The following is a 19591-nucleotide window of genomic DNA, read 5'->3' on the forward strand; positions in this document are numbered from 1 at the left end:
CCGATTTCTGGTAGATTATATATAGCATTCCTGTAACAAATGATGATTATGGTTATGTATGTTAAAGAATGTACTTAAACAAAAGGGTGCGATTATTCAATAAGAATAGTCGCCTTTTTATTAAGAAGCGGGCAGTTTAGTTTAAGAAGGAAAATTATACTTCAGTAGAGAAAGGGTATTAATTACAGATGTTAATTTAGAAAGGGAATGAAATCCCTCGGAATATTTTGGGCAGAAGTTATGTATTTAAGTTTATGGAACGGGCATATAACCAAAACCAGGACCGTGTTTTAACATTCGATTGCAGCAAAAACTACTGAAAATATTATTTTGATAAAGGGTGTGTTGTTATTAAAGCGATTATTTTTGATTTTGATGGTACACTTGCTGACACTTTGCCAGTTTGTTTTTATGCATTTCAATCTGTATTTAAGGACTTTGACAACAAAGAGGTTACATCAGATGAGATAAAGGCTATGTTCGGTCCATCTGAGACTGGAATCATCAGAGAAAACCTTTTGGATTCAAATTACGACAAAGCAATTGAATTATATTATGAGAAGTATAAGGAAAAACACCAAGAACTAGTTCTTGAGAATGAGGAGATTAACGATTTACTCCTGTTTTTAAAAAAAGAAGGTTATAAATTGGGGATTGTAACAGGAAAAGCTAGCAGAAGTTTGCTTATCTCTTTAGATTGCCTTAATATGAAGGACTTATTTGATGTGATCATCACTGGTGATGATGTTTCTAAACCAAAGCCTCATCCCGAAGGATTGAACAAAGCAATGGCACAGCTTAATATAACTAATACCGATGCTATTTTTTTAGGAGATAGTGACGCTGACATTTTGGCTGGAAAACAAGCGAACGTACATACGATCGGCGTACAGTGGTTACCAAATTATCAGACATTAGAGTTTGGTGTTGAACCAGATCAGAGGTTAAGCAACATAAATGAATTTATACAAGTACTAAAGAATGTATATAAGTGAAAGGGAAAAACTTAGAGATTGAGGTGCCTCTCCCTCCATTACGCTAACGTTTTAGCATGTGGGGGACAGGCACCGCAATTTTAGTTCGAAAAAAATCATACAGAACTTCCAATTTTATGGAAGTTCTGTTTTTTTATAGATATCAATATTAAACTTCGAACACGGTATGGATGAATATTCGTGTTTTAGTAGAAGGTGAAGATGATTTAGCTCATGCTCAAGCTATACAAAAGCAATTTGCACTGACGACACTGGATGGAAAAAAGGCTCCAGCCGTGATAAAACCTGCAAACACATTGCTTCTAGAGAATAAGGTGGAAGATCTTCCTGCCCTCGATTTCTTTAAAACGATGACAGATTTAATGATTCTAAACCCCACGATGAATAATGAGGCTCTTGAAAAGCAATTTGAGCCTATCGGTATTGATTTAACCTATGGCTTTGATGCGAATAAATTAGATCCAGAAACAATTGCGGGGCTGGATCGTGCTGCCAAAGATGCATTTCAAATTATTACAAATGGTTTAGAAGAATCAAACCCTAAGAATGTTAATGGATGGTTGGTAGTTACCGGGTTGGGTACTTATGGGGACAGGTTTCTTTGGAGGGCATTTGTTGCTTTTAGCGGATTTGGTGTAAACGTGGATGAAGAGTCTACCTTGATCAGAGCTTTTACTGATGATCAGGGGAATGAGCTAAACGGGAAAAATAACTACATTCTTCATTTTAATAAAGACCAGCTGCCCCCAGTAGAAGCTTTCTGGTCCGTGACCATGTATGGTTCGGATTTCTACCTGGTGCCTAATGAAATAAACCGTTACGCTATTGGAGACCGCACCGAGGGGCTTGAGTACAATGAGGATGGCTCACTTGATATCTATATTCAAAAAGACCGGCCAATAAATAATGTATCAAATTGGCTGCCTGCACCAGAAGGAGATTTTAATTTAGTATTAAGGATGTATCAGCCATTTGCTAGAATATTAAATGGCACTTACGAAGTACCAGGGGTAAAACGTGTTCGATGACCAATTTTATAAGGGGCCTTCCATATACAATGATTTATGCATCGGTTGTATGTGGAAGGTCTTTTTATATGCAAAAAATATTCCCCCATTTCAAACATGGCCTAAATGCCTAATTCAATATGTTACCATTGATATGAAAGTGTTTAACGAGTAAAACTGATGCTACTAACACTATTTATCAAAACCACTGACAGCTAAAAAGGGAAAAAAAGATATTTATTTTTGATGTATAAAGAGGAGAGTCCATATGGAAATCGTTTATTTTGCAGGTGGATGTTTGTGGGGAGTTCAGGCTTTTATAAAAACGTTACCTGGCGTCAAGTTTACGGAAGCCGGAAGAGCTAATGGGACCAGTCATACCCTTGAAGGGGAATATGATGGCTACGCCGAATGTGTTAAAACAGGATTTGATCCGTCGGTTGTAACAATCAGGGAATTAATGGGCTATTTTTTCGAAATCATTGATCCCTACAGTGTGAATAAACAAGGGGACGATGTTGGCGAGAAATACCGAACAGGTGTATATAGTGAAAATCCTGACCATTTAAAAGAGGCGAAGGCGTTTATTCGTGACAGAGATGATTATGACCGTATAGTAGTTGAAGTATTACCGCTGACAAACTATGTAAGAAGTGCAGAAGAACATCAGGATCGGTTAGCCAGGTGTCCGGATGATTATTGTCATATTCCAGAAGAAATATTAAGTAAATATAAGTAAGCGAGAAGTGTCGGTTGATGAGCCCAAGCGGTCTGAGATGAGGGGGCGTACCATGGAGGTAGGCAATGAGTATCTACGTGTCGTAATAGAGCGGTTTGACAGCTTGAGGGATCTAGGGGTAAAAACTATCCATCAACTATCGGAAGAAGATATCCATTGGAACTACAATGACGATTCAAACAGCATTGCTGTTATTGTTAAACATATGAGCGGCAATATGGTATCCAGGTGGACGGATTTTCTGACGACAGATGGGGAGAAACCAAGTCGAAAGCGCGATGAGGAATTTGAAAATGATATCACTTCTAAAAGTGAGCTGCTTAAGCTCTGGGACGCCGGGTGGGATACTTTATTTACGGCTTTGAAATCTTTGAATGAACAGGATTTATTACGCAATATAACTATCAGGGGAGAAAGCCACCTCGTCCTGGAGGCGATCGAGCGGCAGATGGCTCATTATGCGTATCATATCGGGCAAATTGTGTACGTAGGAAAGCAACTAAAAGGCGAAGAGTGGGAAAGCCTTAGTATTCCAAAAGGGAAGTCGGAGGAATACCTGAGAGAAATGCAAGAGAAGCATAAGGGAGCCTCAGAAGAGTAGAGCTTTGCTTAATTACATAACTAAATAGCAATAAAGGATGATGGTGTGGAACTTTCAAGTATTATTATGGTGATCTTTGGGATGATTTTGACTTAGGGACCGATCGTTTTAGGGATATTTTTATTGGTCTGGTTGGTACGGAGAAAAGTGTCCAGAAATGGATAGAGATTTAAATAGCGGTGCTTGATTCCACCTGTGCTAATGGTCTGGCATGCTGGGGATCAGGCACCGTTTTATGCTTAGAGGACAGGTTGTTGTAAGAAAAGGATAACTGTGTCCTCAAAGGTGGGCAATAAGGACAGGTTTGCGCTCGAGAAGGGAAAAGTTGTCCGAAGAGGATACTAATTAGGACAGGTTTGCGGTCGAATAGGGAAAAGTTGTCCGAAGAGGATGCCGATAAGGACAGGTTTACGCTCGAGAAGGGAAAAGTTGTCCGAAAAGGATGCCAATAAGGACAGGTTTACTCTGTCAAAAGAAAAAGTTGTACAGAAACAAGGTTAATTAGGACAGGTAGAGTTGGAAAATAGCCAATTGCTGTCCAATAAATGTTTTATAATGATGGTGCCATTTTTGTTTGAGATAAGATGGAAAAAAGAAGGAGTATGCAAGCAGCTGGTCGAATATAAATTCCGAGGGGATACATACAAGAATGAAATTTTTGAAGGAGGAAACAAATGGGGAGAATCATTCATTTCGAAATTCATGTTGATGACATGGAGCGGGCGAAGGGGTTTTATGGTGAGGTCTTTGGATGGAGGTTTGAAGACTGGAGTGAGTTTGCCGGGATGCCTTATTTCGGGGCTGTAACTGGCGATGAAAAAGAGCCGGGAATTAACGGGGCTTTGATGCAACGGCAAAGTGCTCCTCCGGAAGTGAACCAGGCTGTCAATGGTTATGCGTGTACGATGGGCGTGGAAGATTACGACTCTATTGAAGCTAAAATTCTCGAGCAGGGAGGCAAGGTGGCCATGCCAAAATCTGCACTGCCTGGAATGGCATGGCAGGGATATTATATCGATACCGAAGGAAATATTTTCGGCGTTCACCAGCCTGATGAAAACGCCAAATAGAACCTAAGAACCCTTATACCACAGGGTTCTTTTTATGAGTGATAACTAACACAGGAGGGATACTTTGCTTAGACTCTACATAACAAGACACGGGGAAACAGAATGGAACGTACAAAAACGAATGCAAGGCTGGGCGAACTCTGAACTGACGGATAATGGAGTGGAAAATGCAAGGATATTAGGGGAAAATCTCAAGTCTACCGCATTCGATGCCGTCTATTCCAGCCCCAGTAAGCGAACAAGAAAGACGACAGAACTGATTCTTGGAGGCCGCGAGCTTCCAGTTACCTATGAGGATAAGCTGAAAGAGATCCATGTCGGGGACTGGGAAGGTCAGACGAAAGAATTTATTGAAGAGAATTACGGCGATGCCTACCATTATTTTTTTAACAAGCCCCATCTCTATGAATCTTTCAATGGCGAAAGCTTCTTTGAATTACGGGAAAGAGTAGAAGAGTTTCTGGAGCAATTGAAGCGCACCCATTCATCTGGAAATATCCTGGTTGTCACACACTCGGTGTTTATTAAAAGTTTATTGGCAGTAGTGAAAGGACTTCCGGTAGAAAAGCTTTGGGGACCGCCGTATATCCAGGATACAAGTTTGAGTATCGTAGAAATGGATGGGGAAGCGTATCACGTGATTGTAGAAGGCGATGTCTCCCATAAGAAAAATACACTAGAAGCATAATGGTAAAGTAATTGAGTATTTTTCGAAAGTTTGTAATAATAATGTTTAAATTTATGGGGGGGATGGAAATGATTTATCGTGCTAGTATGGAAGATTTAGAAGGAGTAGCAAGGTTGTTTCAAGCATATCGTGAATTTTATCAACAGGAGTCAGACTTAGAAGTAGCAAAAAGATACATAAAAGAACGGTTGCAAAACAATGACTCTGTAATTTTTGTAGCCAAGAGTGAAGACATGTTAATAGGATTTGTTCAATTATATCCTACATTTTCATCTGTTTCTGTTAGTAAAGCTTGGATCTTAAATGATCTGTATGTAGATAGAGCAGCTAGAAATCGAGGGATAGGTGCTGTGCTTTTGGATAAGGCAAAGGGCTACGCAATGGACACTGGAGCTAATAGTATTAGTTTGAGCACCGCACCCGATAACTTTAATGCTCAAAGATTATATGAAAAACATGGATACCAACTAGATACACAATTCTTACACTATGAATTAAATTTAGACAAGATTTGAGCTATAAAGCTGTAAAAGTTTTTTATAGATAGGGAGTTTAAGTTATTTTCTTAATTATCGCATGCTGGGTTCAGGCACCATTTTTTAAATAAGTTTTCATGCCGAACGTTGACACCCCTTCCTGGTCATGCTAGTATGCTTGTAATCCATAGGAAAAATCTCTTATTAAGAGTGGTGGAGGGACTGGCCCGATGAAGCCCGGCAACCATCCTGCCTATTGATGCGGGTACGGTGCTACTTCCAGCAAAGCAACCGCTTTGGGAAATGAGAGAGGTACGTGTCTGAACCTCTCTGATCGAGAGGTTTTTTCATGTAGTGGATCAAGCTAATTGAATATTGTGTATCTTCAGGTGCTGTGTAAACTTATAAATGCTTATTCAGCTTAAAAGGGAAGTCCGGTGAAAATCCGGCACGGTCCCGCCACTGTAAATGGGAGCACCCTGCATCATGTCACTATCTTTGTAAAAAGGTGGGAAGGCGCAGAGGTGTGAAGATCATGAGTCAGGAGACCTGCCTGTCGATCGTACACTTAAACCTACGAGGAATAGGGAGGTGTTAGGCGCATAACGGGATCAGTCTGTCTTTGTTGACTGAAAATGGAACATGCTTACTTAACTATCTCTCTTGTATAAGAGGGATTTTTTTAATGGAATGAAAAAGTATCGGGAGGAATGGAGATGACAAACGTAATAAGTTCGACAATCGGTTATCCAAGAATCGGTGAAAAAAGAGAATGGAAGAGGGCTCTCGAAAGTTTTTGGAAAGTTAAGATGGATAAAGAGGAATTTTTGTCCGAAATGAAAAAATACCGTCTCCATGCACTGAAGAAACAGAAAGAGCTGGGAGTAGATTTGATTCCAGTCGGTGATTTCAGTTTTTATGACCAGGTGCTCGATACAGCGGTTATGTTCGGATTTATCCCTGAGCGATTCCGGGATGGAGACGACCTTTTGAGCACGTATTTCGATATCGCCCGAGGCAATGATGAAGCGGTGGCGTCAGAGATGACAAAGTGGTTCAATACCAATTATCACTATATCGTACCTGAAATCGAAGCGGATGCAGTACCAGAATTGACGGAAAACCGGGCGCTCTTTTATTTCAATGAAGCGAAAGACGAACTCGGAATTACCGGGAAACCAGTCCTGCTTGGTCCGGTCACTTTTCTACATTTGGCGAAGGGGTTTGAGAAAAAAGATATTGACCAGCTTTTAGAAAAACTGGTGCCGCTTTATATACAAGTACTTCAGGAGTTAGAAGGTGCTGGTGCGGAATGGGTGCAGATCGAAGAGCCTATGTTGACTGGAGCAATTAAGGATATTGACCTTGCACGTTTCAACCGAGTATATGGAAAACTCCAACAGGAAGTTCCAGGTGTGAAAGTTCTACTGCAAACCTATTTCGAAGCCGTTGACCATTACGAGGCAGTCGTCTCCCTGCCGGTTGCAGGTGTCGGACTGGATTTCGTACATGATGATGGGGTTAATTTGGCTGCGGTGAAGCAGTACGGTTTCCCTGAAGATAAAACGCTGGCAGCCGGGGTTATTGACGGCCGGAATATTTGGCGGGAAGATTTAGGTGAAAAATTGACCCAGCTGGAGCGCCTGTTAGAAGTAGTTGACAAAGACCGTCTGATCATCCAGCAGTCCTGCAGCTTGCTGCACGTGCCAGTGACGGTGGATACGGAAGATGAATTGGATCCTTTGTTGAAAAATGCGCTGGCCTTTGCTGACCAGAAACTAGAGGAAGCTGCCATTTTGACAAAAGGAATCAATCAGGGAGAATCTACGATAAAGGATAAAATCATCGCACAGAAGCAAAATCGCGAAGCATTATGGAATTCTGCTGCCAGAAACCGCCATGATGTCCGAAAAGAAGTGGAAAGTTGGGAGGGAGTAACACCTGAACGGTCTATGGCATATGCCTCCCGTCAGCAGGTTCAGCAACAATTTCTCAAGCTGCCGTTATTACCTACGACGACAATCGGCAGCCTGCCGCAAACAGCTGATATCAAACAGGGACGTCAAAATAGGCGGAGAGGAAAATGGTCGGATTCGGAATACCAGGCATTTATTGAAGAAAATATAGCGGAGTGGATTAGCAGACAAGAGGAAATCGGTCTGGATGTCCTGATCCATGGGGAATTCGAGCGCAATGACATGGTTGAATTTTTCGGTGAGAAGCTGGAAGGGTTCGCGTTTACACGATTCGCTTGGGTGCAGTCCTATGGCTCGCGCTGTGTAAAGCCACCGATTATTTTCGGTGACGTGGCTTTGACAGAGCCGATGACCGTGAAGGAAATCGCCTATGCCCAATCACTGACGGAAAAGCCGGTAAAAGGAATGCTAACAGGGCCAATTACGATTCTGAACTGGTCATTTGTTCATGAAGGCATCAGCAACTTTGATGTTACGAAGCAAATCGCCCTCGCGTTGCAAAAGGAAATCAAGTACCTGGAGGATGAAGGGATTCAGATGGTCCAGGTAGATGAACCTGCATTGCGTGAAGGCTTGCCGCTTAAACCGGAAAAGCAGGAACAGTATTTACGTGACGCTGTCTACGCCTTCAAACTCGCCACTTCTTCCGTGAAAGATGAAACACAGATCCACACCCATATGTGTTACTCTGAATTTGGAGAGATCATGGAGACGATCGATCAATTGGATGCGGATGTCATTTCGATTGAAGCTGCCCGAAGCCACGGTGAAATTATTTCTGATTTTGAGAAAAACTCCTACGAAAAAGGGATAGGGCTTGGCGTCTATGATATTCACAGCCCACGGGTACCAGCCGTGGAAGAGATGGAAAGGAATATTCTTCGCGCACTGAAGGTTCTCGAACCCCGTCAATTCTGGGTTAACCCAGACTGCGGGTTGAAAACAAGAAGGGTAGAGGAAACCACTGCAGCTCTGACCAATATGGTGGAGGCGGCTCGAAGGATACGAGAGAAAGTGCCACAAAATTCAACTATATCTTAGATAACCGGGAATCCCCGTGCTGAATCTGATTAAGTACTGGCCATCCATTTCCCTAATGCTTTCATCCGGCGGGGAATAAGGCTGATCACCTTCATAATAACGGCGCCTGCCCCCACTGCGCTAATCATCTAGCATGCTTGGGAATCAGGCACCTTTTTATGCTTAAAGGACAGGTTGATGTAAGAAAAGAACCACTGTGTCTTCAAAGGATACTAATAAGGGCAGGTTTGCGCTCGTAAAGGGAAAAGTTGTCCAGAAACAAGGTTGATTAGGACAGGCTGAGAGGAAAATAGCCAATTGCTGTCCAATAATTAATTGAAAAAGTCAGATAACGGTATAGACGAATAAATAAAAATAATGTATGGTATAAATTAAATCATTCCAAAATTTAATAGGTGCATTCACTAGGGGAGCCTTTCTTTTAAGGCTGAGATCAAAGTATAACTTTGGAACTCTTTGAACCTGAACTGGCTAAAAATCCAGCGGAGGAAAGTGTATTCATGAAATATTTCATCTATGATAGGTCATGCCACTTTTCTTTTCTGGAAAGTGGCATTTTTTATGTTAAGAGAGTGCTGCTATAAGACTGACTCTTTGAGTGGCAGATTCTAACTTCCATTCAACAGATAACAATTGAATAAGAATACTTCACTAGGGGAGCCATGAATTGGCTGAGAGAAGCTTGAAGCTTTGACCCTTATAACCTGATCTAGATCATACTAGCGGAGGGAAGTGAAGCGGGTGAAATCTTTCTTTAATATATTCAAAAATAATAGCTCGCTCCTTCGCATGAAGGGGCGGGCTATTTTATTTTACTTTTAAAGGCTTTCGACATAAGAACTTTGTCGATAAGCCAAGTTTGTCTAATGGAAAGGAGCGGATGGTTCATGGATGACCAGTTAGTCCGTTTATGGAATGAAGTGGAAGAAAGAGAAGATGAACTGCTGGCACTATTGTCCGATTTAGTAGCCTATCCAACGTTGAGCCCGCCTGCCCGGAATGCGAAGGAGGCTCAGGAGTATGTGGCTAATAGACTGAAAGAATTGGACTTTACGATCGAGTCGTGGGATTTGTATCCCGGGGACCCCGTGGTGGTGGGGACTAAACGGGGACAAGACGAAGGCCAGGCGAAAAGTCTGATCATCAACGGCCATCTCGATGTAGCTGCCATCGAGGAAAATGAGCAATGGGCCTATAATCCATTCGAATGTACGGTAACGAAGGACAAAGTATTCGGGCGCGGGGTAGCCGATATGAAAGGAGGCATGGCTGGGGTTCTTTTTGCATTACAGGTGCTCCATGAAGCTGGTGTAGAACCTAAAGGGAACCTCTATGTCCAATCCGTTGTTGGCGAGGAGGTTGGAGAAGCAGGGACTAAGTCTTGCTGTGAAAGGGGATATCATGCTGATTTAGCGCTAGTAGTCGATACAAGTGACTGTCAAATCCAGGGACAGGGTGGTGTGATCACTGGCTGGATAACAATCGAAAGCAGTGAAACACTGCATGATGCCCAAAGGCGGTCGATGATCCATGCTGGCGGTGGTATCCATGGGGCGAGTGCGATAGAAAAAATGATGAAAATAATTACTGCGTTGCAAGAATTGGAGAGGCATTGGGCAGTTACGAAATCGAGTCCTGGATTTCCTTCGGGGTCCAATACAATCAACCCGGCTGTCATTGAAGGCGGCCGACATGCTGCTTTCATTGCTGACCGATGCTCGTTATGGATCACTGTACATTACTATCCGGAAGAACACTATGAAGATGTGATCAGAGAGATAGAAGCGCACATAAATCATGCAGCTAAAGCAGATCCCTGGTTAAGAGATCACCCACCTCAATTTTCATGGGGCGGCACGTCGATGATAGAAGAGCAAGGAGAAATTTTCCCTGCATTCTCAGTGGACACCAGCCATGTAGGGGTTGAGTTGTTGGCAAACGCACATCAACGTATTTTCCAAACTCCGGTTGATTATTCCATGTCTCCTACTGTTACAGATGGGGGATGGTTAGCGGAGGCCGGCATCCCTACTGTTCTGTATGGCCCAGGCACACTCGATCAGGCACATGCCGTTAATGAGTCGCTTGATCGAAACCAGCTTCAACGATTCACCAAAACCATTGTTGCTTTCTTAAATGAGTGGTTTCAACAATCTGAGCGAAAGGATGAGATGTGATGTTTACCGATCGTCTTTATAATCATGCTAAACCGATTTGGGATGCCTACCTTGAACACCCATTTGTTAAGGGCATCGGAGATGGAAGTTTAGATATTGAAAAGTTCAAGTTTTTTATGGAGCAGGATTACTTATATTTAATCGATTATTGCCGGGTATTTGCGTTGGGAAGCGTGAAGGCAACTCGCTTAGATACTATGACCATGTTTGCTGATTTACTGCATTCGACACTGAACGAAGAAATGGATCTGCATCGAAACTATGCAGAAAGACTGGGAATCAGTAAGGAAGCATTAGAAAATACCAAACCATCTTCTACACTTCTAGCCTATACGAGCTACATGCTGAATAAGGCTCATCAAGGATCGGAGGCTGAGGTAGTGGCATGCGTGCTTGCCTGTACGTGGAGCTACAATGTTATCGGGCTGGCATTGAATGAAAATGAAGGGGCCAGTGACCATGAATTCTATGGGGATTGGATAAAGATGTACGCTTCGGACGAATTTACAGAGCTTGCGGAAGCTATGAAAAAACTGATGAATGAACTTGCGGATGGTAAGCCGGAACGAGAAAAAGCTCAGTTAGAAGAAATCTTCCTTCATACGAGTAAACTGGAATATTTATTCTGGGACATGTCTTACCACAAGAAAATGTGGCTGGAGAATTCGGATCTATTGAACAGCTGAAACGATTGACAGAAAAGAACCTATTTAAAAATTAACCTAGCAAAGGAGATGGAGGAAACATGGAAAAAGGATTAAAGTTGACAGATATTTTAGTAACCATCATCATCGCACTGATATTTGGGGTGATATATAAATTGTGGGGCCCGCTATATGGAGTAGTTGCCACACTAGGGATACATCTGGAGCAGCTGATTTATGGCATGTGGTTCATAGCGGCGGTAGTGGCTTATTTGATCATACGAAAACCTGGCGTAGCTTTATTAGCAGAGGTCGCTGCTGCCCAGGGTGAGTTTATTTTTGGCGGGGAATGGGGAGTCGCCACCCTTATATTCGGAATTGGCCAGGGACTTGCTGCTGAATTGATTTTCGCGGCGTTCCGTTATAAGCGCTATGATATGCTGGTTGCCTCATTAGCAGGTGTCGCAGCTGCGTTTGCTTCCATCGGCATTGACTTTTATTACGGTTACATCGGAGATTTGGCACTCTGGAACTTACTTATTTTGTTTGGAACCAGAATAGCGGGAGCGATTCTTATTTCCGGTATTTTCGCTCATCTTCTTGTCCAGGCCTTAGAAAAGACAGGTGTTACCAACCTTGTACGTCCAGCTACGAAAGAAGATTATCAGGCTTTAGGCTAGCAGGAGGGATAGTATGACAACGATTGCCAGTATGACAAACATGCGGTTGAAGTTCCCCGGAGTGGACTCGTTGTTATTCGAAGACTTCTCTCTTTCTATTGACAGGGGAGAGAAGGTGTTGATACTGGGGCCATCCGGGTCTGGTAAATCAACCCTTTTACAAGTATTAACAGGACTGATACCTCATGCGGTGGAAGTGCCAATGAAAGCAGATGCGCTAACCATTCCAGAGTCCTGGGGATTTTTATTCCAGGATCCGGACGCTCAATTTTGTATGCCCTATGTAGATGAGGAAATTGCGTTTGTATTAGAAAACCTTCAGATTCCCCGGGAAAGAATGGATTACTATATTAATCATTATCTCCAGCAGGTTGGACTGAATTTCGATGATACCCATACGAAAATCCAGACGTTATCCGGGGGGATGAAACAGCGGCTGGCCATTGCCTCGGTGCTTGCCCTGGAACCTGAGGTATTATGTTTAGATGAGCCGACAGCCATGCTGGATCCGGAGGGTACTAAGCTTGTTTGGGACACAATCAAAAATGTGGGAGAAGATAAGACCGTAGTGATAGTCGAACATAAAATTGACCAGGTGGTCGATTTTGTCGATCGTGTCATTCTTCTCGATGAAAATGGGACGATCATTACCGACGGACCTAAACAGCAGGTGTTTGATCACCATAAACATGTACTCATCGAACAGGGGATTTGGTACCCAGGCGTTTGGGAGGACTACATGCAGGACAAAAGCAGGCATATTACAACACCAGGCAATACAGAGGATACAAAACCAGCGGTTCATCTATCCGATTTTTCTGCTTTTAGAGGTAAAGTCAAAGCCCTCCAAGTCGAGGAGGCATATGCTCATCCCGGGGAATGGGTGACGATACTTGGCGAAAACGGGGCAGGAAAAAGTACCCTGCTGCTCGCCATGATGAACCTTTTAAAGACCACGGGCACTTACACCATTCTTGAACAAGATTACAAGCGGATCAAACATTTGGCTGAGTATGTCAGCTTTGTCTTCCAAAACCCGGAATTTCAATTCGTCACGAATTCTGTCTATGAGGAAATTGCATTCAGCCTTCATTTAGCGAAATGGGACCAGGAGAAAATTGCCCGGCGCGTCAACGAGATGCTGGAGTTGTATCATTTGGAAGATCATCGACACACACACCCTTACCAGTTATCCATGGGTCAAAAGCGGAGGTTGAGTGTCGCTGCTTCAATTGTAAAAGAACAGCCGATTATCCTGTTGGATGAACCTACCTTCGGCCAGGATGCAAAAAATACATTTGCCATTTTAGAGCAACTGGACCAGTTAAGGGCTCAAGGGACGACCATTATTATGGTGACACATGACCTGAATATAGTGAAAAACTTTGCAACGAAAGTGTGGAGGATGGAAGACGGGGAACTCGTCATGGAATCTCCTGCTCCGAACTATTTAGAAATGTTACAGCCAGCAGTCATTTCATAGGGGGGGGAAGCGATGGCAATGGACTTTTCTTATAAGGAAACATGGCTCCACAAAATTAATCCGAGCTTGAAATTACTCATTATGGTTTTCTTATTCATTCATCTGTTGATGATTCATAATACTAATATACTCATCAACTATATGGTAGGAATGCTCGTTCTTTACTTGTTTTTTACCGGACATCCGTGGAAGCGGTTATTGGTAATTTCCATTCCTTTTCTATTAATTTTTCTTACATCTTCCACTTCGATGATATTCTTCGGGAAAGGGGAGATCACGTGGGCCAAGTGGGGGTTGGTCCATATTACCGAAGAGAGTTTCTTCCGGGGATTACATTTAGGCTTCCGGGGGATTAGCTTTGCCATCTTAGGAATTGTGTTTGCACTGACAACTCGTCCTGTTTATCTGTTTTATTCCTTAATGCAGCAATTCAAACTGAAACCGAAATATGCCTATAGCTTTATGGCTGCCATACGGTTGATTCCGCTGATGATCGAAGAGATGCAAACGTTGCATTATGCATTGCAAGTACGTGGTGTCCAAGGAGAAAGAGGGATAAAGGAGTTTTATAAAAAAATTAAAGCCTATTCGATTCCCCTGCTATCTCAAAGTATCCGAAGAGCCTATCGGATTGCGGTGGCGATGGAAGCCAAGCGTTTTACTAATCATGGAAATCGAACGTATTTCTATCGATTAAGTTTTTCTAAATTTGATGTCATCTTTCTGTGCTACCTACTTGTAATCATTCCATTATCCTATGTGACCGCTACCCACTTTCCCTATTTTTCCATCACTGATGTTCGATTTGGCAGTTAGACGGGATGAATATATGAACGATTTTTACTTTTTTAGTTTAAATGTTCGTTTTTTAACCTGAAAAAGCTTGATGTTTCTCCGTGAGGCACGATAGAATAGCTGTAAATTAAAATGTTCAGGGGGATTGCAACATGTATGGAGCACCGAACCAAAATCATGCGAAAAAAATGATGCTATTAGGGTCAGGAGAGTTGGGGAAAGAAGTAGTGATCGAGGCCCAGCGATTAGGAATAGAGACCATTGCAGTCGATCGATATAAAGGTGCGCCTGCCATGCAGGTAGCTCATCGTTTTCATTTAGTGGATATGCTTGACGGTGATGCGCTGCGTAGTGTGATCGAGCAGGAACAGCCGGATTATATTGTTCCGGAGATAGAAGCGATTGCTACTGCAACACTGCTAGAGTTGGAACAGGAGGGCTACAATGTCATCCCAACTGCCTACGCCACTCAATTGACGATGGACCGCGAAGGTATTCGGAGGCTGGCAAGTGAAAAACTGGGACTTCCGACAGCGAAATACGAATTTGCCAACTCTTTAGAAGAATTAAAAGAAGCGGTTGATACTATTGGTACCCCGTGTGTAATCAAACCGATTATGAGTTCTTCCGGAAAGGGACAAAGCCTGTGCCGGACAGAATCAGATATCGAGAAGTCCTGGCAGGAAGCCATGAATAGCGGGCGGGGGAAAAGTACCCGTGTGATTGTAGAGGAATTCATTCATTTTGATTCGGAAATCACGCTGTTAACGGTTCGCTCTGCTAATGGAACGTTTTTCTGTCCGCCAATCGGCCACCTGCAGCAGGATGGGGATTATATCCAATCCTGGCAGCCCCATGCCATGAGTGAGGAACATATTAAGGAAGCCGAAAACCTGGCAAAGCAAGTCACCGATGAAATAGGCGGCTTCGGCGTCTTTGGTGTAGAGCTGTTTATTACAGAAAATGGCGTGTATTTCAGTGAAGTCTCCCCACGACCGCATGATACCGGGATGGTTACCTTAATTAGCCAGGAGCTATCGGAATTTGCGCTTCATGTCCGGGCGATATTAGGGTTTCCAATAGAGGAGATTGCCCTTGTTTCCCCGGGAGCCAGTCATGCAATCAAAGCAACAGAGGAAAGCAACGACTACCAAATCTCCGGAATTGAAGAAGCGTTAGCTGTACCTGACACGCAAGTGCGTTTATTTGGAAAGCCTTCTACAAAAGTCGGCCGTCGCATGGCTGTGATACTGAATAAAGGAGAAAGTGTAACGGCTGCGTGCAAACAAGCGGAGGAGGCAGCTTCCAAGCTTGATGTAGTGAACGTTCATTCGAAAACGTATTGAGAAAGTATAATAAGTAGGGCCAAATTTTGATGTGGTTACATGAATAGTTTTACGGTAAGTTTATAAACGCTTTTTAATTAGAATCTGATGATTCCTGCACCTGTAAATGCGAATAACGGAGCCTGAACCCCTATGAGGTAATGCATTAGCATGCTGGGGATCGGGCTCCGTTTTTAATTTATTTTTCGAGTAGTTTTAATCCATATTAGGGCAGATTAATAGAAGAATTGAATTCGAGATAATGCAGTATTTGAAAATATTTAGTAATGTTTTAGTATTGAATATGGACTTGAGGCATTTTCTAATAAAAGTATGGGGGAACTCTAATGAACATACAGACTATACTGGTTGCAGGAAACTATGAAAAGGAATTTCAAGAACTGTTACCTGCTGAAACACCTCAGAGCTTTCGTTTTAAACAGATGGATGAAATTACCGAAGAGGATTTGTCATGGGCAGATGCCTATGTCGGTTTCAAGCCATGCCCTGGCTTCCATTTTGCCGGAATTAAATGGGTTCATTCTTTTAATGCGGGTGTAAATAACTATTTGGAAATTGATGGATGGAAGGAACGTGATGTTCTTCTAACCCGTACGGTTAGCACGTTTGGACAAAAAATAAGCGAGTATTGTTTAAGCTATGTATTAAGGGATCTTCAGTTTCATCATTACTTTGGAATAAGACAATGGGAGAAGAAGTGGGCTCCCAAAACTCCCCAAATGGTGAAGGACCAAACGATTGTTATATTTGGTACAGGGGAGATTGGACAGGAGATTGCCAAGGTATTTTCAAGCTTTGGAGCCACCGTTTTCGGCGTCTCACACAGCGGCAAACAAAAGGAGTACTTTCAAAAAGTGACGAAAACCAGCTCTGCAAACACTCTGACTGCCCAGGCAGATTGGATTATTAGCACATTGCCTTTGACAAATGAAACGAGTAAGTTATTTGCTCGTGCGTTTTTCAGCAAGTTGAACGGCGCTGCCTTTATCAATGTCGGTAGAGGTCATACGGTAGACGAGCAAGCGCTCCTGGAAGCGTTAAATTCCGGAAAGGTTCGTTACGCAGTGTTAGATGTGCTTGAAACAGAACCGCTGCCAGAGAGTTCCCAGCTATGGGAAAGAGACGATATCATCATCACTCCTCATATATCGGCTGTGACCGAGTTGAACGAAGCGATCGCCTGCTTTTGGGACACATTGGAAAGAATTGAAAATAATGAAGATTTACCTAATAGGGTGGATTTTTTGAAAGGGTATTAATAACGTTTCATCACAAATGATGGTGCCTGACCCACTGCTGTAATGCTTTAGCATACTGGGGGTCAGGCACCATTTAAAGGCACCATTTAATATAACAACATTGAGGACGGCGGTTTGATTAAAAAGTTAAAGGAATAGCTGCAAATTTTATTACATAAGTATGGGGAGGAGATGTTTAAAGAGGAGGGGGCATCATGAGTAATCCGATTGTCGAGAGGTCCTTGGATGAAATTCGATTTTGGTCCAGAATCATGAAGGAACATGCTTTATTTCTCAGTTTAGGATTTACTTATGAACAAGCGCAATTGATAGCGGAAGCTCAACAGTTTATTACCCTTTTTGAGCGGATAGAGGAGAAGTTAGCGAGGTTTAATGTAAACTCGGATATCCAACAAGTTAAATCCTTCAACAATGAAGTTTATCAAGCGGCTGTTGCTATTTGGGGTTATAAGAGAAAAGTCTTAGGTTTAACGTTGCGCTGTGAAATAACGACAAATAACTACCCATTATTAGTGGACCATATCAGCAGAGAAGCTGCTTACTTTGCCAATCGTCTAAGGGATCTTAATGAGGGAAAGTTGGCACCCGAACCTGATACCATCATTCAGGAAAATTTATTCTTTCTCAGGATAATGGCCGATCATGCCAAGTTTATCGGACACCTTTTAGATCCATCTGAAAGAAAACTGGTGGACCAGGCAAGAGAATTCAGTCATGATTTTGACCAATTAGTTTTTCAAGCCATTGATTTAGATTCGATGCGCCCCCAATCTGAAACTGTACCGCTGATGGATCAGTTTCTGGATCAAAACAGGGTATCGGTTGTGTCTTTAAGGGATTTTAAGAAGACAGCTAGAGAGTTAATAGAGGCTTGTCGTATTAAGAGTAATATACATCCACTACTGGCCGATCACACATTTAGAGAAGCGGAGAGATTCTTAGAAATTATAGACTTATTCGATTCTCACCTCTCAGGAGGAAGATAGCTGCTTTTGTCGCCTTATCAGGTGATTTTTTTACTTAAAAAAATAAATATAAATAAGTTGCCTGCCCCCTACTGCGATTATGTATTAACATGCTAGGGGGCAGGCAACTTTTTGTTTGGTGGTAGATTTTTTATAAGAGATGAAAAGTTCCTATCATTTCTACCATACATATGTTCTAAAGTAGATTCTCTCATATATTTTTTCTCAAAAACTCTTCTTTTTGATAGAGGAATATATAAAGGAGGAATAGAATGGTATATTCACACGACCCTCAAAACCAGGTGGATGCCGTGGTACTCGGTGTCGGGTTTTCTGGTTTGTACATGCTGTATCGTTTGTGTGAAGTCCGTTTAGTTGATGTAAAAGCGTCTTCGATCGAATCGATTGCTCCGAAAGGGATTCGTACGGCAGATAATGAATATGGATTGACGACGTAGCGAATGGGTATAAAGGGTTTTCTTTCAAGTAATTTGAAAGCGTTACAAAAAGGAGGCTATTATATGGTTCTTGATCCTCAAGCGAAGTTTCTGTTAGAACAAATGGAAGCGGCGGGTGACCCGCCGATGCACGAGTTAACACCGGAAGAAGCGAGGGCTTCTACTGATTTTTCTCCTCTTGCAGGGGAACCGGTAGAAGTAGCAAAGGTGGAAAATCGTACGGTTCCAAGTACAGCAGGAGATATTCCTGTCCGTATCTACACGCCAGAAGGGGAAGGACCGTTTCCGGCACTGGTTTTCTATCATGGCGGCGGCTGGGTCATCGGCGATTTGGATACCGTTGATGTTCCGTGTCGTCTGCTTGCCAACCAAAGTAATTGTGTCGTTATTTCGGTAGATTATCGATTGGCACCGGAGCATAAATTCCCAGCGGCAGCTGACGATGCTTATGCGGTAGCAAAATGGGCGGTGGAACATGGCGCATCAATTGATGTGGACAGTAATCGTATAGCGGTTGGCGGAGATAGCGCCGGTGGAAACCTAGCTGCTGTTGTCGCCTTGATGGCGCGCGACCGAGGGGATTTCTCGTTAGCTTATCAATTATTGATCTACCCGGTTACCCACCATTCCTATGAGACGAAATCCTACAAAGACAACGCAGATGGCTACCTGCTGACCAAAGATTCAATGGAATGGTTCTGGGATCACTACTTACGGACAGAATCGGATGGGAGGCATCCGTATGCATCGCCTTTACTTGCCGAGAACCTGAACGGGCTTCCCCCGGCACTGGTCGTTACTGCAGGGTATGATCCGTTGCGTGATGAAGGCCAGGCTTACGCTAAGCGATTGACAGAAGCTGGTGTTGCTGTTGAAGCGAAGTGTTATGTAGGAATGATTCATGGGTTCTTCTGGATGCCTGGTGTACTGGAGCAAGGGAAGCAATGTATCGATCAGGCCTCCTCGGCATTGAAGCGGGCTTTTGAAAAATAGGATTGGAATAAGAGAAAAACACTTCTTGTGACGGGAGTGTTTTTCTCTTTTTAATGAGGTACCTGCCACTGCGCTATTGTTTTGCATGCTGTGAGGGTCAGGCATTGGAAACGAAAGAAGAATTAAGATAGCATGCTTAAGTGGACAGGTTGTTGTAAGAAAAGCACACCTGTGTCTTCAAAGGTGTCTAATAAGGAC

At 42.9% G+C, this 19591-nt stretch carries 18 protein-coding genes and 4 riboswitches; all 18 genes read left to right on the plus strand.

Annotation, left to right across the window (positions count from 1 at the left end; all coding sequences use genetic code 11):
• Positions 1 to 350: 350 nt before the first annotated feature.
• The 18 genes from B9Y67_RS13350 to B9Y67_RS13435 all read left to right on the plus strand — a co-directional run bounded on the left by B9Y67_RS13350 (position 351) and on the right by B9Y67_RS13435 (position 19393).
• Entirely contained in the window at positions 351 to 995 is a 645-nt protein-coding gene (locus tag B9Y67_RS13350; protein WP_085507197.1) for an HAD family hydrolase, read from the plus strand.
• A gap of 170 nt (positions 996 to 1165) precedes the next feature.
• Entirely contained in the window at positions 1166 to 2023 is an 858-nt protein-coding gene (locus B9Y67_RS13355) for a DUF1214 domain-containing protein (RefSeq protein ID WP_085507199.1), read from the plus strand.
• A 247-nt stretch (positions 2024 to 2270) separates the two neighbouring features.
• The gene (locus B9Y67_RS13360) at positions 2271 to 2741 is read left to right on the plus strand and encodes a peptide-methionine (S)-S-oxide reductase (RefSeq protein WP_085507201.1); all 471 of its coding nucleotides are present in this window, start codon (positions 2271 to 2273) and stop codon (positions 2739 to 2741) included.
• Positions 2742 to 2793: 52 nt separating this feature from the next.
• Positions 2794 to 3342 carry a DUF1572 domain-containing protein gene (locus B9Y67_RS13365; RefSeq protein WP_085507203.1) on the plus strand — a complete coding sequence of 183 codons (549 nt, stop codon included), beginning with the start codon at positions 2794 to 2796 and terminating at the stop codon, positions 3340 to 3342.
• A gap of 674 nt (positions 3343 to 4016) precedes the next feature.
• Positions 4017 to 4412, plus strand: a complete 396-nt coding sequence (locus B9Y67_RS13370; RefSeq protein WP_085507205.1) for a VOC family protein — start codon at positions 4017 to 4019, stop codon at positions 4410 to 4412.
• 64 nt (positions 4413 to 4476) lie between these two features.
• Positions 4477 to 5100: a histidine phosphatase family protein gene (locus tag B9Y67_RS13375; RefSeq protein ID WP_085507207.1), complete on the plus strand. Its 624-nt coding sequence runs from the start codon at positions 4477 to 4479 to the stop codon at positions 5098 to 5100.
• Positions 5101 to 5162: 62 nt separating this feature from the next.
• Positions 5163 to 5615 carry a GNAT family N-acetyltransferase gene (locus B9Y67_RS13380; protein WP_085507210.1) on the plus strand — a complete coding sequence of 151 codons (453 nt, stop codon included), beginning with the start codon at positions 5163 to 5165 and terminating at the stop codon, positions 5613 to 5615.
• Between the two features lie 159 nt (positions 5616 to 5774).
• Positions 5775 to 5886: riboswitch (SAM riboswitch) on the plus strand.
• Between the two features lie 60 nt (positions 5887 to 5946).
• Positions 5947 to 6147, plus strand: a riboswitch (cobalamin riboswitch).
• A gap of 145 nt (positions 6148 to 6292) precedes the next feature.
• Complete coding sequence (gene metE, locus B9Y67_RS13385) at positions 6293 to 8593, plus strand: 5-methyltetrahydropteroyltriglutamate--homocysteine S-methyltransferase (RefSeq protein WP_085507212.1); 2301 nt, start codon at positions 6293 to 6295, stop codon at positions 8591 to 8593.
• Between the two features lie 396 nt (positions 8594 to 8989).
• A riboswitch (TPP riboswitch) is annotated at positions 8990 to 9101 on the plus strand.
• A gap of 135 nt (positions 9102 to 9236) precedes the next feature.
• Positions 9237 to 9341: riboswitch (TPP riboswitch) on the plus strand.
• A 139-nt stretch (positions 9342 to 9480) separates the two neighbouring features.
• Positions 9481 to 10770: an acetylornithine deacetylase gene (locus B9Y67_RS13390; protein ID WP_085507214.1), complete on the plus strand. Its 1290-nt coding sequence runs from the start codon at positions 9481 to 9483 to the stop codon at positions 10768 to 10770.
• Positions 10770 to 11456 carry a thiaminase II gene (gene tenA / locus B9Y67_RS13395; RefSeq protein ID WP_176224003.1) on the plus strand — a complete coding sequence of 229 codons (687 nt, stop codon included), beginning with the start codon at positions 10770 to 10772 and terminating at the stop codon, positions 11454 to 11456. The genes B9Y67_RS13390 and tenA overlap by 1 nt, the downstream gene beginning before the upstream one ends.
• A gap of 59 nt (positions 11457 to 11515) precedes the next feature.
• Positions 11516 to 12094, plus strand: coding sequence for an ECF transporter S component (locus tag B9Y67_RS13400; RefSeq protein WP_085507219.1), 579 nt, complete (start codon positions 11516 to 11518; stop codon positions 12092 to 12094).
• A gap of 13 nt (positions 12095 to 12107) precedes the next feature.
• Positions 12108 to 13577, plus strand: coding sequence for an ABC transporter ATP-binding protein (locus tag B9Y67_RS13405; RefSeq protein WP_085507221.1), 1470 nt, complete (start codon positions 12108 to 12110; stop codon positions 13575 to 13577).
• 12 nt (positions 13578 to 13589) lie between these two features.
• Positions 13590 to 14393 carry an energy-coupling factor transporter transmembrane component T family protein gene (locus B9Y67_RS13410; RefSeq protein WP_085507224.1) on the plus strand — a complete coding sequence of 268 codons (804 nt, stop codon included), beginning with the start codon at positions 13590 to 13592 and terminating at the stop codon, positions 14391 to 14393.
• A 131-nt stretch (positions 14394 to 14524) separates the two neighbouring features.
• The gene (gene purT, locus B9Y67_RS13415) at positions 14525 to 15718 is read left to right on the plus strand and encodes a formate-dependent phosphoribosylglycinamide formyltransferase (RefSeq protein WP_085507226.1); all 1194 of its coding nucleotides are present in this window, start codon (positions 14525 to 14527) and stop codon (positions 15716 to 15718) included.
• A 326-nt stretch (positions 15719 to 16044) separates the two neighbouring features.
• Complete coding sequence (locus B9Y67_RS13420; RefSeq protein WP_085507228.1) at positions 16045 to 16977, plus strand: D-2-hydroxyacid dehydrogenase; 933 nt, start codon at positions 16045 to 16047, stop codon at positions 16975 to 16977.
• 194 nt (positions 16978 to 17171) lie between these two features.
• Entirely contained in the window at positions 17172 to 17963 is a 792-nt protein-coding gene (locus B9Y67_RS13425) for a DUF2935 domain-containing protein (protein WP_085507230.1), read from the plus strand.
• A 251-nt stretch (positions 17964 to 18214) separates the two neighbouring features.
• The gene (locus B9Y67_RS13430; protein WP_085507233.1) at positions 18215 to 18400 is read left to right on the plus strand and encodes a hypothetical protein; all 186 of its coding nucleotides are present in this window, start codon (positions 18215 to 18217) and stop codon (positions 18398 to 18400) included.
• A gap of 63 nt (positions 18401 to 18463) precedes the next feature.
• Positions 18464 to 19393 carry an alpha/beta hydrolase gene (locus B9Y67_RS13435; protein WP_085507235.1) on the plus strand — a complete coding sequence of 310 codons (930 nt, stop codon included), beginning with the start codon at positions 18464 to 18466 and terminating at the stop codon, positions 19391 to 19393.
• Positions 19394 to 19591 lie beyond the last annotated feature (198 nt).

This window comes from Thalassobacillus devorans (genome assembly GCF_900176565.1).
GTDB lineage: Bacteria > Bacillota > Bacilli > Bacillales > Halobacillaceae > Thalassobacillus > Thalassobacillus devorans_A.

Excerpts from the sequence above, each read along its gene's own strand:
- B9Y67_RS13355 (WP_085507199.1), top strand. The coding sequence starts at position 1,166 with ATGAATATTCGTGTTTTAGTAGAAGGTGAAGATGATTTAGCTCATGCT.
- B9Y67_RS13360 (WP_085507201.1), top strand. The coding sequence starts at position 2,271 with ATGGAAATCGTTTATTTTGCAGGTGGATGTTTGTGGGGAGTTCAGGCT.
- B9Y67_RS13365 (WP_085507203.1), top strand. The coding sequence starts at position 2,794 with ATGGAGGTAGGCAATGAGTATCTACGTGTCGTAATAGAGCGGTTTGAC.
- B9Y67_RS13370 (WP_085507205.1), top strand. The coding sequence starts at position 4,017 with ATGGGGAGAATCATTCATTTCGAAATTCATGTTGATGACATGGAGCGG.
- B9Y67_RS13380 (WP_085507210.1), top strand. The coding sequence starts at position 5,163 with ATGGAAATGATTTATCGTGCTAGTATGGAAGATTTAGAAGGAGTAGCA.
- metE (WP_085507212.1), top strand. The coding sequence starts at position 6,293 with ATGACAAACGTAATAAGTTCGACAATCGGTTATCCAAGAATCGGTGAA.
- B9Y67_RS13390 (WP_085507214.1), top strand. The coding sequence starts at position 9,481 with ATGGATGACCAGTTAGTCCGTTTATGGAATGAAGTGGAAGAAAGAGAA.
- tenA (WP_176224003.1), top strand. The coding sequence starts at position 10,770 with ATGTTTACCGATCGTCTTTATAATCATGCTAAACCGATTTGGGATGCC.
- B9Y67_RS13400 (WP_085507219.1), top strand. The coding sequence starts at position 11,516 with ATGGAAAAAGGATTAAAGTTGACAGATATTTTAGTAACCATCATCATC.
- B9Y67_RS13405 (WP_085507221.1), top strand. The coding sequence starts at position 12,108 with ATGACAACGATTGCCAGTATGACAAACATGCGGTTGAAGTTCCCCGGA.
- B9Y67_RS13410 (WP_085507224.1), top strand. The coding sequence starts at position 13,590 with ATGGCAATGGACTTTTCTTATAAGGAAACATGGCTCCACAAAATTAAT.
- purT (WP_085507226.1), top strand. The coding sequence starts at position 14,525 with ATGTATGGAGCACCGAACCAAAATCATGCGAAAAAAATGATGCTATTA.
- B9Y67_RS13420 (WP_085507228.1), top strand. The coding sequence starts at position 16,045 with ATGAACATACAGACTATACTGGTTGCAGGAAACTATGAAAAGGAATTT.
- B9Y67_RS13425 (WP_085507230.1), top strand. The coding sequence starts at position 17,172 with ATGAGTAATCCGATTGTCGAGAGGTCCTTGGATGAAATTCGATTTTGG.
- B9Y67_RS13430 (WP_085507233.1), top strand. The coding sequence starts at position 18,215 with ATGGTATATTCACACGACCCTCAAAACCAGGTGGATGCCGTGGTACTC.
- B9Y67_RS13435 (WP_085507235.1), top strand. The coding sequence starts at position 18,464 with ATGGTTCTTGATCCTCAAGCGAAGTTTCTGTTAGAACAAATGGAAGCG.